The following is an 11,774-nucleotide window of genomic DNA, read 5'->3' as shown; positions in this document are numbered from 1 at the left end:
CGCCCTTTCTTTCATGCATCAGGGCAGGACGATGAACTCCACGCGGCGGTTGACCGCCTGGTTCGCCTCGCTGGTGTTGGGGCGGGCGGGGCGGCTCTCGCCGTAACCCTGGGCGGTCAGCCGGTCGGCCGCGACACCCTGCTTGACCAGGTAGTCCAGCACCGTCTTGGCGCGGGCCCGGCTCAGCGCCAGGTTGTCCGCGGCCGTGCCGTTGCTGTCGGTGTGGCCCTCGATCCGCACCTTGACCTGCGGGTTGGCGGTCAGGATGCGGGCCGCCTGGCCGAGCGCGGCCCGGCCCGCCGCGGTGAGCGTGGTGCTGTTGTCGAGGAAGGTCACCGCGGGCAGCTTGACCAGCTCCTGCTGGACCTTCGCCACCTCGGTGCGGTCGACCACGACCGAGCCCGACTGGGCCGCGGCGGTGGCCACGGCGTCCTTGGCCGCCTGCGAGGCCAGCGTGCCCGCCAGCGACAGGTTGCCGCCGCGCAGCTCCACCGACACGTCCTTGGCGCCCTGGCCGTATGCGGAGACCACGTTCGCCAGGCCGTCGAGCCCGGCGTCGGTCACGCTCGGGTCGATCTTCAGCTGGTCGTCCACCGGGCCGGTGCCGGCCACGAAGGTCGCCGCCTCGACGAGCCGCTTGCGGGCGGCCTCGGTGGGCACCGTGCCGGTCAGTGCGGCCCGCCCGCCGGACAGCGTGAGCAGCACCGTCGGCGGGGTCGCCGTGGCGGTCGGGGAGGGTGACGGAGCCGGTGCGGCCACCTCGGGCACCTCGGCCACGGCGACGCGTACGCCCTCCAGCCTGCGCACGATCGCCAGCGCCTGGTCGGCCTCGGCGGCCGAGGCGGCCTTCAGCGTGCCGTCGCGCCCGATGAAGTCGACCTCCACCGCGGACAGTCCCGCAGCGGCCAGCGCCTGCTCGGAGCGGGTCGTGAGATCGTCCTGGACGGTCTCCCGGATGGGCAGGTGCTGCGCGGTGACGATGCCGGCCAGGCCGAGCACCGCGACCGCCAGCCCGACCACCGGGTGGAACCTGCGAGCGTTGTCCGCCATGCTCATTCCCGTCCCGTGTCGCGGCCGGCGACGAGGCGGCGCTGCAGGTCGGCCAGCCCCTCCTCGTCCCCGTCGGCGAGCAGCTGGGCCTGCTGCGCCCAGGTGAGCAGGGCCGGCGCGAAGCTGAGCCCGCCGTCCTCGATGGCCTTGCGCAGGGCGGCGTTGTCGGCGGCGGCGACCGCGGCGTACGTGCCCATGCCGGCGGCCGTCAGCGCGGCCTCCATCTTGGGCCCGATGCCCTCGATGCGCTGCAGGTTGTCACCCGCGGCGACCAGCATGTTCTCGATCGGGGTGAGCGTCGACGCCTCGACCTTGAAGGCCTTGTCCTGGGCGGCCTCGACCGCGGCCTCCACGGCGTCGTCGGGCTCGTCGGCGGCCACGGCCACCGGCTCCGGCGTGGGCTCGGTGACCGGCTCCGCGACCGGCTCCGCGGCGGCGACCGGCTCCGGCTCTGCTGCCGGTTCCGGCTTGGCGATCGGGGCGACCAGCGACACGGGCCGCTGCTGCACCTCGATCTCGTCGTCGGCGGGCGCGGCCGGGGCGGGCACGGCCTTCTTCGACGACTTCTTGGCGGGCTTGGCCTTGTCCGCGGCCTTCTCCGCCTTGGCTTCGACGGCCACGGGGGCCGCGGCGACCGGGGTGGCCGGCGCGGCGGCCGCGGCCGGCTGCTCCGCCGGGGTGGACTTGCCGCGCCTGCTGAACAGCAGCCAGCCCACCAGCAGGCCGAGCAGGAACGCTGTCAGGATCATGAGGAGCGACTGGCCGATGAACCAGGCCACGAAGACCTCCAAAAAGAACGCGCGAGGGAAACGCGCTGTCGGCAGGATTGCTGCTCGTCACGCTGACGCGAGCCGACGAGCTCGAGGCAGCTTCGCACACGCGGTGGACATCCGACTCAGCGCATCGGCCGGTTGTGCCTCCTGCACCGGTCACAAAAGGCCGGATGTCCGCATAGGATCGCGAGCGTGCCGGAGACCGTGACGCATGTGCGCGACCTAGCCGACGTGGTCGGCAGCTTCCTGGGACACAGCGCCTGGCACGAGATCACTCAGCGCCAGGTCGACCTGTTCGCCGAGGCGACCTGGGACGACCAGTGGATCCACACCGACCCGGAGCGGGCCGCGGCCGGGCCGTACGGCGGCACCATCGCGCACGGCTTCCTCACCATGTCGCTGACGCCGACCCTGCTGGCCGAGATCTGGCGGGTCGAGGGCGTGGACATGACCGTCAACCAGGGGCTGGACAACCTGCGGCTGCGGGCCCCGGTGCCGGTGGGCGCGCAGGTGCGGATGGGGGCCGACCTGCTGTCCACGCGCACCCGGCCGAAGGGCTTCGCCGAGGTCGTGGTGCGGCTGACCTTCGAACTGGAGCACGCCGGCCGGCGGCAGCGCGCGGCCACCGCCGACCTGACCATCCTGCTCCGCGAGGCGGCGGCCGTCCCGCGCTGATCAGCGCCTCAGGAGGGGTCGCCCTGCCAGCGGGCGTCCTCCTCCTCCCACTCCTCGTTGCGCTCCTTGACCTTGGCCAGCGCCTGCTCGGCGTCGGCGGGGGAGGGGTACGGCCCGAGCAGGAACTTGGCCGCGCACTTGCCGTCGCCGCTCTCGACCCGGTTGTGCTTGATGCACCAGAAGTACTGCGGCGGATCTCCGACGTTCGTCATGCCATCACTGTGCCCGCTCGCGGGCCCGCTACGCCACCGATCTGCGACAAGCCGCCGGACATACGACAAGGGGCGCCTTCCTGTCGGAAGGCGCCCCTTGTCGCGGTCGGTCAGAGCATGGAGAGGTGTACGTGGTTCGTATGGTCCCCGGCGGGGTTGTCACCGCAGTTGGAACCGGCCGAGTCGTAGGTCTTCCAGGCTCCGTTGATCCAGATCTTGCAGTACCAGATCACGTACATGACGCCGAGCCGGCTGGCGTTCTTGATGAAGAACGAGGCCAGGTTGTTGCCATAGGTGCGGTCGCCGCCGCTGGCGGAGTAGTTGGTGAAGCCGCCGGTGGCCGAGGCGAAGTCGCAGGCCCGGCCCTTGGGGTGCTCGCCGCCGCCGCCGGAGCGGTGGCAGGAGACGTAGCGCTTGAAGCCGTTGGCCTTGGCCTGGTTCATCGCCCACAGGGTGCGCGGGGTGATGCAGCCGCTGGTGGTCGGGTCCTTGATCGTGCAGCCCTCGGTGGGCCAGGATCCGTCGGAGTTGCGCGGGGCGGGCTTGGCCAGCGGGGAGTTGGGGTTGATGTAGCCGCTGGAGCTGCGCCCGTCGACCGCGCGCAGGGCCTGGTCGGCGGCCTTCTTGCGCTTCTCCATCTCCTTGACCGATTCCTGCTGCAGCTTCAGCTGGATGTCGATCGCGGCCTTCTTCGCGGTGACCTCCTGCTTGCGCGTCCGGAAGTCGCGCATGCGGGCCTCGTCGCGCTGGGTCATCCGGTCCATGGCGTTGGCCTTGGCCAGCAGGGAGCCCGGGTCGGTGCCGTTGACCATGAGGCTGACCATGCCGAGCCGGCCGGTCTTGTAGGCCTCCGACGCGTACTGGCCGACGAACACGCGCAGCCGCTCCAGGTCGGCCTCGGCCGTGAGCAGTTCGGCGTTCAGCGCCTTCTGCGAGGCCTCGGCCGCCTCCAGCGCCGCCTGCGCCTCCAGGTAGCCCTTGGCCGCGACCTCCAGGTTCTCGCGCAGCTGCTTGAGCGACTTGGAGCTGCCCTCGTTGGGCTCCGCGAACGCGGGCGCCGCCGGCGACAGCCCGCTCACCACCAGGAACACGGCGGCCAGCAGCAGCGTGAGGTGGGCGGCGCGGCGTCGTCGTTGTCGGGGGCGGGGCGCGGTGGGGGTCACGGAGGTGCTTCCTTCCGTCGTTGCCGCGCGGACGGACCGGCGTGCCGCGGCGCTGCTGGGGGAGCAGCGGGCCGGGCGGCCGTGCCGTCGTCGGGGATGCGCGACGGTGGCTTCGGCAGATCTTTATGTGAGACAGCCTCGGTGCCGTGGGGGCAGGCGGTCAGAGTACCCGGTCGCGCCGGGGGCGCTCAAAACGATCGACGATCGTGCGCCGCTTTGCCCGAATCGTTGGTTTTCGCGTTGCCCCGTCAGGGAACCAGCCGCGTAATAGTGTTATTCGGAGGGAATTGTGTCGTCTCGCGCCGTTTCAGTGCTCTTCACAGCCTGGATGGTGCTGCTTGGCGTGCTTTATTACGTCATCAGGCCGTGGCAGGTGGGATTGTGGGCCGCGCTCGGGCTGAGCGGTGCGGCCGCGATCGCCTACGGCGTGCGCCGCAACCGGCCCCGCCGGCCCCGCCCCTGGTACCTGCTCTCCGGGGCGCTGGTGCTGTTCGCCGTCGGGGACTTCTTCTCCGCGGTGCTCAACAGCAACTACATGGCGCCGTACGACGTGCCCCTCATCATCGACCTGATCTACCTGGTCATGTTCGTCGTGATGAGCATGGGCCTGATGGGCCTGGCCCGATCCGGCTGGGCGATGCGCGACCGGGCCGGCGTGCTCGACGCGGTGACCCTGATCCTGGGCCTGGGGCTGCTCGCCTGGATGTTCATCATCGAGCCGCGCTTCCGTACGCCCGGATTGACGGCGCTGGACCAGGTCGCCGCCGTCGCCTACCCGCTGGCCGACCTGCTGCTGCTGGCCATGGTGGTGCGGATCGTCCTGGTCGCGCGCTGGAGCGCGCCGGTGGCACTGCTGGCGGTGGGCGGCCTCGGCATGTTCGTCAGCGACAACCTGCACCTGTTCGCCCGGCTCGACGGGTTCTGGCACATCGGCGGCTCGCTCGACATCGGCTGGATGCTGCTCTACTGGGGCTGGGGCCTGGCCGCGCTGCTGCCCTCGATGGTCTGGCTGACCGAACCCCGGCCCGCGCCGACCGCCGAGCTCAGCGGCCGCCGGGTGGTGGTGCTGGGCCTGTCCTCGTTCATCCCGCCGATGGTGCTGCTCTTCCAGGCGCTGCGCGGCCCGGTGCGCAACGCCGAGGGCATCGCGCTGCTCTGCATCGCCATGTTCGTCCTGGTGCTGATCCGGCTGCTGGACGCCATGCGCATCCACCGGCAGGCGCTGGCCCGCGAGCGGCTGCTGCGCGAGGCGGGGGTGAGCATGGTGGCGGCCACCGACATCGCCCAGGTCTCCGACGTCGTACGCGACACCGCCACCAACCTGATGCCCAGCCACGCCGAGCACCGGGTGATCCTGGCGGTCGAGGAGAACGAGCAGGCCCCGGTCGGGGAGCCGCCGCGCGACGGCCCCCGGCCGGCGGTGCTGTGCCGCACCGGCGAGCTGCCCCCGGAGCACGCCGACGAGCTGGCGGGCTTCGACACCGTGCTGAGCTGCCCGCTCGCGCCGGCCGACGGCACCTCGGGCGGGCACAGCATCGGCACGCTGCTGATCGCGGCCGAGGAGGACGTGCTGCAGACGCTGCAGGGCACGATGGAGGTGCTCGCCCTGCAGGCGGCGCTGGCGCTGTCCCGGATCATGCTGAACGACGAGGTCAACCGGCGCGACAGCGAGGCGTACTTCCGGGCGCTGGTGCACAACACCGCCGACGTGATCATGATCGTGGGCGGTGACGACGAGATCCGCTACTGCAGCCCGTCCGCGGCGGCGATGTTCGGCCGCGAGGCCCTCGAAGGCAACCACCTGCTCGACCTCGTCGTGCCGGAGGAGCGCGAGCGCAGCGCGGGCTTCCTCACCCGGGCCCGCCAGGAGCGGCGCGGCGAGACCACCGACTGGACCGTCTGGGGCTTCGGGGACCGGCGGCTGCAGGTCGAGGTCTCCAGCCGGGACCTGCGCGAGGACCCCGCCGTCGCCGGGCTGGTGATCACCCTGCGGGACGTGACGCAGCGCCGGCGGCTGGAGCGGGAGCTGACCCACCGGGCGTTCCACGACTCGCTGACCGGGCTGGCCAACCGCGCCCTGTTCATCGACCGGGTGACGCTCGCGGTGGACCGGGCCCGCCGCAACGGGTCCATCGCCGGCGTGCTCTTCATCGACCTCGACGACTTCAAGGACGTCAACGACACCATGGGCCACCCGGTCGGGGACGAGCTGCTGACCGCGGTCGCCGAACGGCTCAAGGGCGTGCTGCGCCCGCACGACACCGCCGCCCGCCTGGGCGGCGACGAGTTCGCGGCGCTGATCGAGGACTCCACCGGCACCGGGGCGATCGAGGCGGTGGCCGAACGGGTGGTGCGGGTGCTGTCGGTGCCCGTGCCGGTGGGCGACCAGCGGGTGCCCGCCGGGGCCAGCGTCGGCGTGGCCACCACCAAACACGCCCACGACGGTGACGAGCTGTTGCGCCACGCGGATCTGGCGCTGTACTCGGCCAAGGGCGAGGGCAAGGGGCAGTGGCGGCGCTACCAGCCGGCCCTGCACGAGGCGCTGGTCGAACGGCTCCAGCTGAAGGCCGACCTGGACCGGGCCGTCGCCGAGGAGGAGTTCAGCCTGCGCTTCCAGCCGGTCGTCGGGCTGACCGGCGGCGGCACGGTCGGCTTCGAGGCGCTGGTGCGCTGGGAACATCCCAGCCGGGGCACCCTGGCGCCCGGCGAGTTCATCGGGCTGGCCGAGGAGTCCGGGCTGATCGTGCCGATCGGCACCCAGGTGGTGCGCCAGGCGCTGGCCACGGCCGCCCGCTGGCCCACCCGGGCCGGGCTGAGCCCGTACGTCAGCATCAACATCTCGGCCCGCCAGTTCCGCACCCCCGGCGTGGTCGCCGACCTGCTGCGCGAGCTGGACGAGGCGGGCCTGCCCGCGCACCGGATGATGCTGGAGATCGTCGAGACGCTGCTGCTGCACGAGGACGAGGAGGTCTGGGCCGACCTGGCCGAGCTGCGCGAAGCGGGCGTACGGGTGGCCATCGACGACTTCGGCACCGGCTACTCGTCGCTGAGCTACCTGCGGCAGATGTCACTGGACGTGGTGAAACTGGACAAGTCCTTCGTCGGCGAGATCGCCGTCTCGGCCCAGCAGCGGGCGCTGGTCGAGGGCATCGTGCAGCTGGCCAACACGCTCGGCCTGGAGGTCATCGCCGAGGGCATCGAGACGCAGGAGCAGCGCGACATCCTCGCCGACATCGGCTGCCCCTACGGCCAGGGCTACCTGTTCAGCAAGCCCCTGCCCGGCGGCGAGACCTTCCCCTGGCTGGTCGAAGACCTCGAACATCCCGCCGCGCACTAGGGTCGGGCGGATGCGGATCGTCTCCCTGGTGCCGTCGCTGACCGAGGCCGTCGCGGCGACGCTGCCCGGGGCACTGGTGGGCGCCACCGACTGGTGCACCCACCCGGCCGGGCTCGACGTGGCGCGAGTGGGCGGCAGCAAGTATCCCGACCTCGACCGCGTGCTGGCGCTGCGCCCGGACGTGGTGCTGGTCAACGTCGAGGAGAACCGTGCGCAGGACGCCGACGCGCTCCGCGCCGCGGGCGTCGAGCTGTACGTCACCTACCCGCGCACCGTCGACGAGGCCCTCGACGAGCTGGGCCGCATGCTCACCGCACTCGGTGCGCCAGGCGAGCCGGACTGGCTGACCACGGCCCGCGCCGCCTGGGCGGCTCTGCCGGCCTCGGCGACGCCCCGCCGCGCCGTGGTCCCGGTGTGGCGACGTCCGTGGATCGTGCTCGGCGGCGGCACCTTCGCCGGTGACGTGCTCCACCGCCTCGGCGTGGCCAACGTGTACGCCGACGACCCCGAGCGCTACCCCCGCCCGTCCCTCGCCGATCTGCACGCACAGGCCGCCGACCTGATCGTGCTGCCCGACGAGCCCTACGCCTTCACCCGCGACGACGGCCCCGAAGCCTTCCCCGGTACCCCCTGCGCCCTCATCTCCGGCCGCCACCTCACCTGGTACGGCCCCTCCCTCACCGAAGCCCCCACCCTCCTCACCACCCAACTCACCACCACCTGACACCCACCGGCCCACCAGCCGCCCCCAAGATCGCGACGATCTTGCGCGAACTGTTGGGGATATGCCTGATCGGGGCGTGTCATCCCCACGACCCACGCAAGATCGTCACGATCTTGGGGGGGTCAGGTCCAGGAGTGGAGTTCGTCGTCGTTGGGGGCGTGGACTAGGAGGGAGGTGGGGGCGTCGAAGCGCATGACGGGGCGGGAGGGGGTCCAGCGGGGCCAGCCGGGGTCGCCGGTGGTGGCGAAGGCGATCCAGGCGCGGTGCATGGTGTCGGCCAGTTCCTGCGGTGGGTTGGGGCCGGACAGGGGTAGGCCGTCGGGGGTGCCGAGGGTGTCGAAGACGAAGCCGATCTCCAGGGCGTGGCATGCGCCCAGGCGCTCCACGGGCGACGGCCAGGCGAACTCGTACAGCCAGGTGGCGCCCGGCAGCCGGGCGTCGGCCAGCAGGTTGAGCGGCCGGCGGAGCAGCCGGTCGGTGGCGATGACGCCGAGCAGCTCGCCGGGGGTGGCTTCGGGCCGGGCCGCCCGGTAGGCGCGTGCGGTGCGCGCCCGCACCCGGAACTTGGCCAGGGCCAGGCGCAGCGTGAGGCGGTTGATCCGGTCCACCAGGCCGGTCGGCACGAACCACAGCCGGTACTCCTCGGCGTTGTAGCCCAGCAGCACCGGGATGTCGGCGGCCGCGCCGCCGTGCAGGGCGACCATCGGGTCGCGGGGCAGCACGTCGCCGTCGACGGTCAGGGTGAAGCCGTTGCCGTTGCCGATCGGCGGCCCGCCCCGGGTGATCGAGACCTGCGCGGCGAGCAGCCGGGCCCGGTCGACCTTCGCGAACGCCTCGGCGGTCGCCGGGACCTTCAGCCGCTTCGCGATGAGCCGGGTGGACCGGCCCGCGGCCTCGGGCGGCTGCGCGGCCGGGGCCCCGCTCTGCAGCACCGCCCGGTGGAACAGGCCCTGCGCGTACGGGCTGGTCAGCAGCGCTCCGATGGAGATCGAGCCGGCCGACTCGCCGAACACGGTCACGTTGCCCGGGTCGCCGCCGAACGCCGCGATGTTGTCGCGTACCCAGGTCAGCGCCGCGATCTGGTCACGGAGGCCGAGGTTGGCCGGGGCGTCGGGGAACACGCCGAAGCCCTCGATGCCGAGCCGGTAGTTGATCGACACGAGCACCACGCCGTCCCGGGCGAAGTGGTGCCCGGAGTACGCGGGCAGGCAGCTCGACCCGTTGCGCAGGGAGCCGCCGTGGATCCACACCATGACCGGACGGCCGGCCGCGCCCGCCGGGGCCCACACGTTCAGGTTCAGGCACTCGTCACCGGGGATGGACGGGTCGGCCAGCAGCCGGTCCATCGGCGGCGGGAACGGCGCCTTCGGCGCGGTCGGCCCGTACGCCAGCGCGTCGCGCACCCCCGTCCACGCCGTCACCGGCGCGGGGGCCTGGAACCGGTGCTCCCCGAACGGCGCCGCCGCGTACGGAATCCCCAGGAACACCGCGACCCCGTCGTCGACCCGCCCCCGCACCCGCCCGCTCCGGGTCGCGACCACGACCCCCACCGCAGTCTCCGTCACCCCCGCATTCTCCCGCCCGAAAGAAAGCAAGGGCACCTTCTTAACGCTTTGCGTAGAAGAAGGTGCCCTTCTTAACGCTCCATGGTGCGGGAGCAGGGGGCCGTGGCCGGGTGTGGTCGGCCACGGCCCGGTCACACGGCCGCGGCGGCGGCGCGGCCCGCCTGGCGGCCGGAGAAGATGCAGCCGCCGAGGAAAGTGCCCTCCAGCGAGCGGTACCCGTGCACGCCGCCGCCGCCGAACCCGGACACCTCGCCGGCCGCGTACACCCCGGGCAGGGGCGTGCCGTCGGCCCGCAGCACCCGGCCGGCCAGGTCGGTCTCCAGCCCGCCCAGGGTCTTGCGGGTGAGGATGTTGAGCCGGACCGCGATCAGCGGCCCCGCCTTCGGGTCCAGCAGCCGGTGCGGCGTCGCCACCCGGATCAGCTTGTCCCCGCGGTAGTTGCGTGCCCCGCGGATCGCGGTGATCTGGAGGTCCTTGGTGAAGGTGTTGGTCAGCTCGCGGTCGCGCGCCTCGATCTGCCGGCGTACCTCGGCGAGGTCGAGCAGGCCCTCGCCGGTCACCTTGTTCATGCCCGCGACCAGCTCGTCCAGGGTGTCCGCGACGACGAAGTCGGCCCCGTTGCGCTTGAACGCCTCGACCGGGCCGGGCGCGCCGGGCAGCGCCCGCTTGAGCACCTGCCGCACGCTCTTGCCGGTCAGGTCGGGGTTCTGCTCGGAGCCCGACAGCGCGAACTCCTTCTCGATGATCTTCTGGGTGAGCACGAACCAGGTGTACTCGTGCCCGGTGCCCATGATGTGCTCCAGCGTGCCGAGCGTGTCGAAGCCGGGGAACAGCGGCACGGGCAGCCGCTTGCCGGTCGCGTCCAGCCACAACGACGACGGGCCGGGCAGGATCCGGATGCCGTGCCTGTCCCAGATCGGGGCCCAGTTCTCGATGCCCTCGGTGTAGTGCCACATCCGGTCGCGGTTGATCAGGTTGCCGCCCGCGTCCTCGGTGATGCCGAGCATCCGCCCGTCGACGTGCGCGGGCACGCCGGACAGCAGCCGCTGCGGCGGGGTGCCCAGCCGCTGCGGCCAGTTGCGCCGGACCAGGTCGTGGTTGCCGCCGATGCCGCCGGAGGTCACGACCACCGCCTGCGCGCGGTAGGAGAATTCCCCCACCTCGGTACGCGAACTCGCCTCGCCGCGAGCGGCCGCGCTGGGCTCCAGCACCGCGCCGCGTACGCCGTCCACCGCCCCGGCGGTCATCGTCAGCCCGTCGACCCGGTGCCGGAACGCGAGCGTGACCAGGCCCTTGTCCACCGCGGCGCGGACCCGGCGGACGAACGGCGCCAGCACGCCCGGCCCGGTGCCCCAGGTGATGTGGAACCGCGGCACCGAGTTGCCGTGCCCGTCGGCGAGGTAACCGCCCCGCTCGGCCCAGCCGACCACGGGGAACAGGCGCAAGCCCTGCGCGTGCAGCCAGGACCGCTTCTCCCCGGCGGCGAAGTCGACGTAGGCCTCGGCCCAGCGCCGCGGCCACGCGTCGCACTCGCGGTCGAACCCGGCGCTGCCCAGCCAGTCCTGCAGGGCCAGCTCCCGGGAGTCCTTGATGCCCATGCGCCGCTGCTCGGGCGTGTCGACCAGGAACAGCCCGCCGAACGACCAGAACGCCTGCCCGCCCAGCGAAGCCTCCGGCTCCTGGTCGAGCAGGATGACGCGCTTGCCGGCGTCGGCCAGTTCGGCGGTGGCGACGAGCCCGGCCAGCCCGGCTCCGACCACGATGACGTCTGCGTCCACGCTGCCACTCCCTGCATTCACGGCGATGTGACCGGCAGCATAGCGAACGCGAAACTCTTTCGCCTCGCTCGGCACCGGGGCGCGCCGCACTGCCGGATGATGACCTCCAACCCCCGGCCACGTCGCCGCGTATTGGGGGCGGAGGTGGCGGATGGACAGGTACGACGGGTTCCACGAGTTCGTCGTCGAGCGCGGCGGGGCGCTCTCGCGCACGGCGTTCCTGCTGACGGGTGAGCACCACGCGGCCGAGGATCTCGTGCAGTCCGCGCTGGCCAAGGCGGCGACCCGGTGGCGGCAGATCATGGATTACGGGCAGCCGGAGGCGTACATCCGGCGCACCATGATCAACGAGCAGATCTCGTGGTGGCGCAGGCGGCCCGCGCGGCCGGTCGCGGAGGTGCCCGAGCGGGCCGGTCCCGACGAGCCGGGCCGGGTCGTGGAGCGCGTCGCCCTCGGGCAGGCCCTGGCCACGCTGACCCCGCGGCAGCGGACCGTGG

General features: G+C 72.5%; 10 protein-coding genes. 4 read left to right on the top strand and 6 right to left on the bottom strand.

Annotation, left to right across the window (positions count from 1 at the left end; all coding sequences use genetic code 11):
- Positions 1–18: 18 nt before the first annotated feature.
- Together Cco03nite_RS42480 and Cco03nite_RS22475 are read right to left on the bottom strand one after the other, a co-directional pair.
- Positions 19–1,050, bottom strand: coding sequence for an OmpA family protein (locus Cco03nite_RS42480; protein WP_239167573.1), 1,032 nt, complete (start codon positions 1,048–1,050; stop codon positions 19–21).
- Positions 1,051–1,052: 2 nt separating this feature from the next.
- Positions 1,053–1,829, bottom strand: a complete 777-nt coding sequence (locus tag Cco03nite_RS22475; RefSeq protein ID WP_203694154.1) for a helix-hairpin-helix domain-containing protein — start codon at positions 1,827–1,829, stop codon at positions 1,053–1,055.
- Between the two features lie 186 nt (positions 1,830–2,015).
- Here Cco03nite_RS22475 and Cco03nite_RS22470 point away from each other — a divergent pair, with 186 nt between their 5' ends.
- Entirely contained in the window at positions 2,016–2,498 is a 483-nt protein-coding gene (locus tag Cco03nite_RS22470) for a MaoC family dehydratase (RefSeq protein WP_239167572.1), read from the top strand.
- Positions 2,499–2,506: 8 nt separating this feature from the next.
- On the opposite strand, the gene Cco03nite_RS22465 is transcribed toward Cco03nite_RS22470, so the two are convergent.
- Both Cco03nite_RS22465 and Cco03nite_RS22460 read right to left on the bottom strand, forming a co-directional pair.
- The gene (locus Cco03nite_RS22465; RefSeq protein WP_203694153.1) at positions 2,507–2,710 is read right to left on the bottom strand and encodes a hypothetical protein; all 204 of its coding nucleotides are present in this window, start codon (positions 2,708–2,710) and stop codon (positions 2,507–2,509) included.
- A gap of 110 nt (positions 2,711–2,820) precedes the next feature.
- Positions 2,821–3,873, bottom strand: a complete 1,053-nt coding sequence (locus Cco03nite_RS22460) for a coiled-coil domain-containing protein (RefSeq protein ID WP_239167571.1) — start codon at positions 3,871–3,873, stop codon at positions 2,821–2,823.
- 328 nt (positions 3,874–4,201) lie between these two features.
- On the opposite strand from Cco03nite_RS22460, the gene Cco03nite_RS22455 reads away from it, so the two are divergent.
- Entirely contained in the window at positions 4,202–7,210 is a 3,009-nt protein-coding gene (locus Cco03nite_RS22455; RefSeq protein ID WP_203694152.1) for a putative bifunctional diguanylate cyclase/phosphodiesterase, read from the top strand.
- 10 nt (positions 7,211–7,220) lie between these two features.
- A complete protein-coding gene (locus Cco03nite_RS22450; protein WP_203694151.1) occupies positions 7,221–7,934 on the top strand; it encodes a helical backbone metal receptor in 714 nt (237 codons plus the stop codon).
- A 122-nt stretch (positions 7,935–8,056) separates the two neighbouring features.
- On the opposite strand, the gene Cco03nite_RS22445 is transcribed toward Cco03nite_RS22450, so the two are convergent.
- Together Cco03nite_RS22445 and Cco03nite_RS22440 are read right to left on the bottom strand one after the other, a co-directional pair.
- The gene (locus Cco03nite_RS22445) at positions 8,057–9,499 is read right to left on the bottom strand and encodes a carboxylesterase/lipase family protein (RefSeq protein ID WP_203694150.1); all 1,443 of its coding nucleotides are present in this window, start codon (positions 9,497–9,499) and stop codon (positions 8,057–8,059) included.
- Positions 9,500–9,630: 131 nt separating this feature from the next.
- Positions 9,631–11,277 (bottom strand): FAD-binding dehydrogenase, encoded by a 1,647-nt coding sequence (locus Cco03nite_RS22440; protein ID WP_203694149.1) that lies wholly within the window; start codon positions 11,275–11,277, stop codon positions 9,631–9,633.
- A 151-nt stretch (positions 11,278–11,428) separates the two neighbouring features.
- On the opposite strand from Cco03nite_RS22440, the gene Cco03nite_RS22435 reads away from it, so the two are divergent.
- The coding region (locus Cco03nite_RS22435; protein WP_275412070.1) for a sigma factor at positions 11,429–11,774 on the top strand (346 nt) is incomplete at its 3' end.

The organism is Catellatospora coxensis (assembly GCF_016862635.1).
Classification (GTDB): Bacteria; Actinomycetota; Actinomycetes; order Mycobacteriales; family Micromonosporaceae; genus Catellatospora; species Catellatospora coxensis.
The sequence above is the reverse complement of the archived record's forward strand: the minus strand, read 5'-3'. Positions and strand labels throughout refer to the sequence as shown.

Excerpts from the sequence above, each read along its gene's own strand:
- Cco03nite_RS22465 (WP_203694153.1), bottom strand. The coding sequence starts at position 2,710 with ATGACGAACGTCGGAGATCCGCCGCAGTACTTCTGGTGCATCAAGCAC.
- Cco03nite_RS22450 (WP_203694151.1), top strand. The coding sequence starts at position 7,221 with ATGCGGATCGTCTCCCTGGTGCCGTCGCTGACCGAGGCCGTCGCGGCG.
- Cco03nite_RS42480 (WP_239167573.1), bottom strand. The coding sequence starts at position 1,050 with ATGGCGGACAACGCTCGCAGGTTCCACCCGGTGGTCGGGCTGGCGGTC.
- Cco03nite_RS22455 (WP_203694152.1), top strand. The coding sequence starts at position 4,202 with ATGGTGCTGCTTGGCGTGCTTTATTACGTCATCAGGCCGTGGCAGGTG.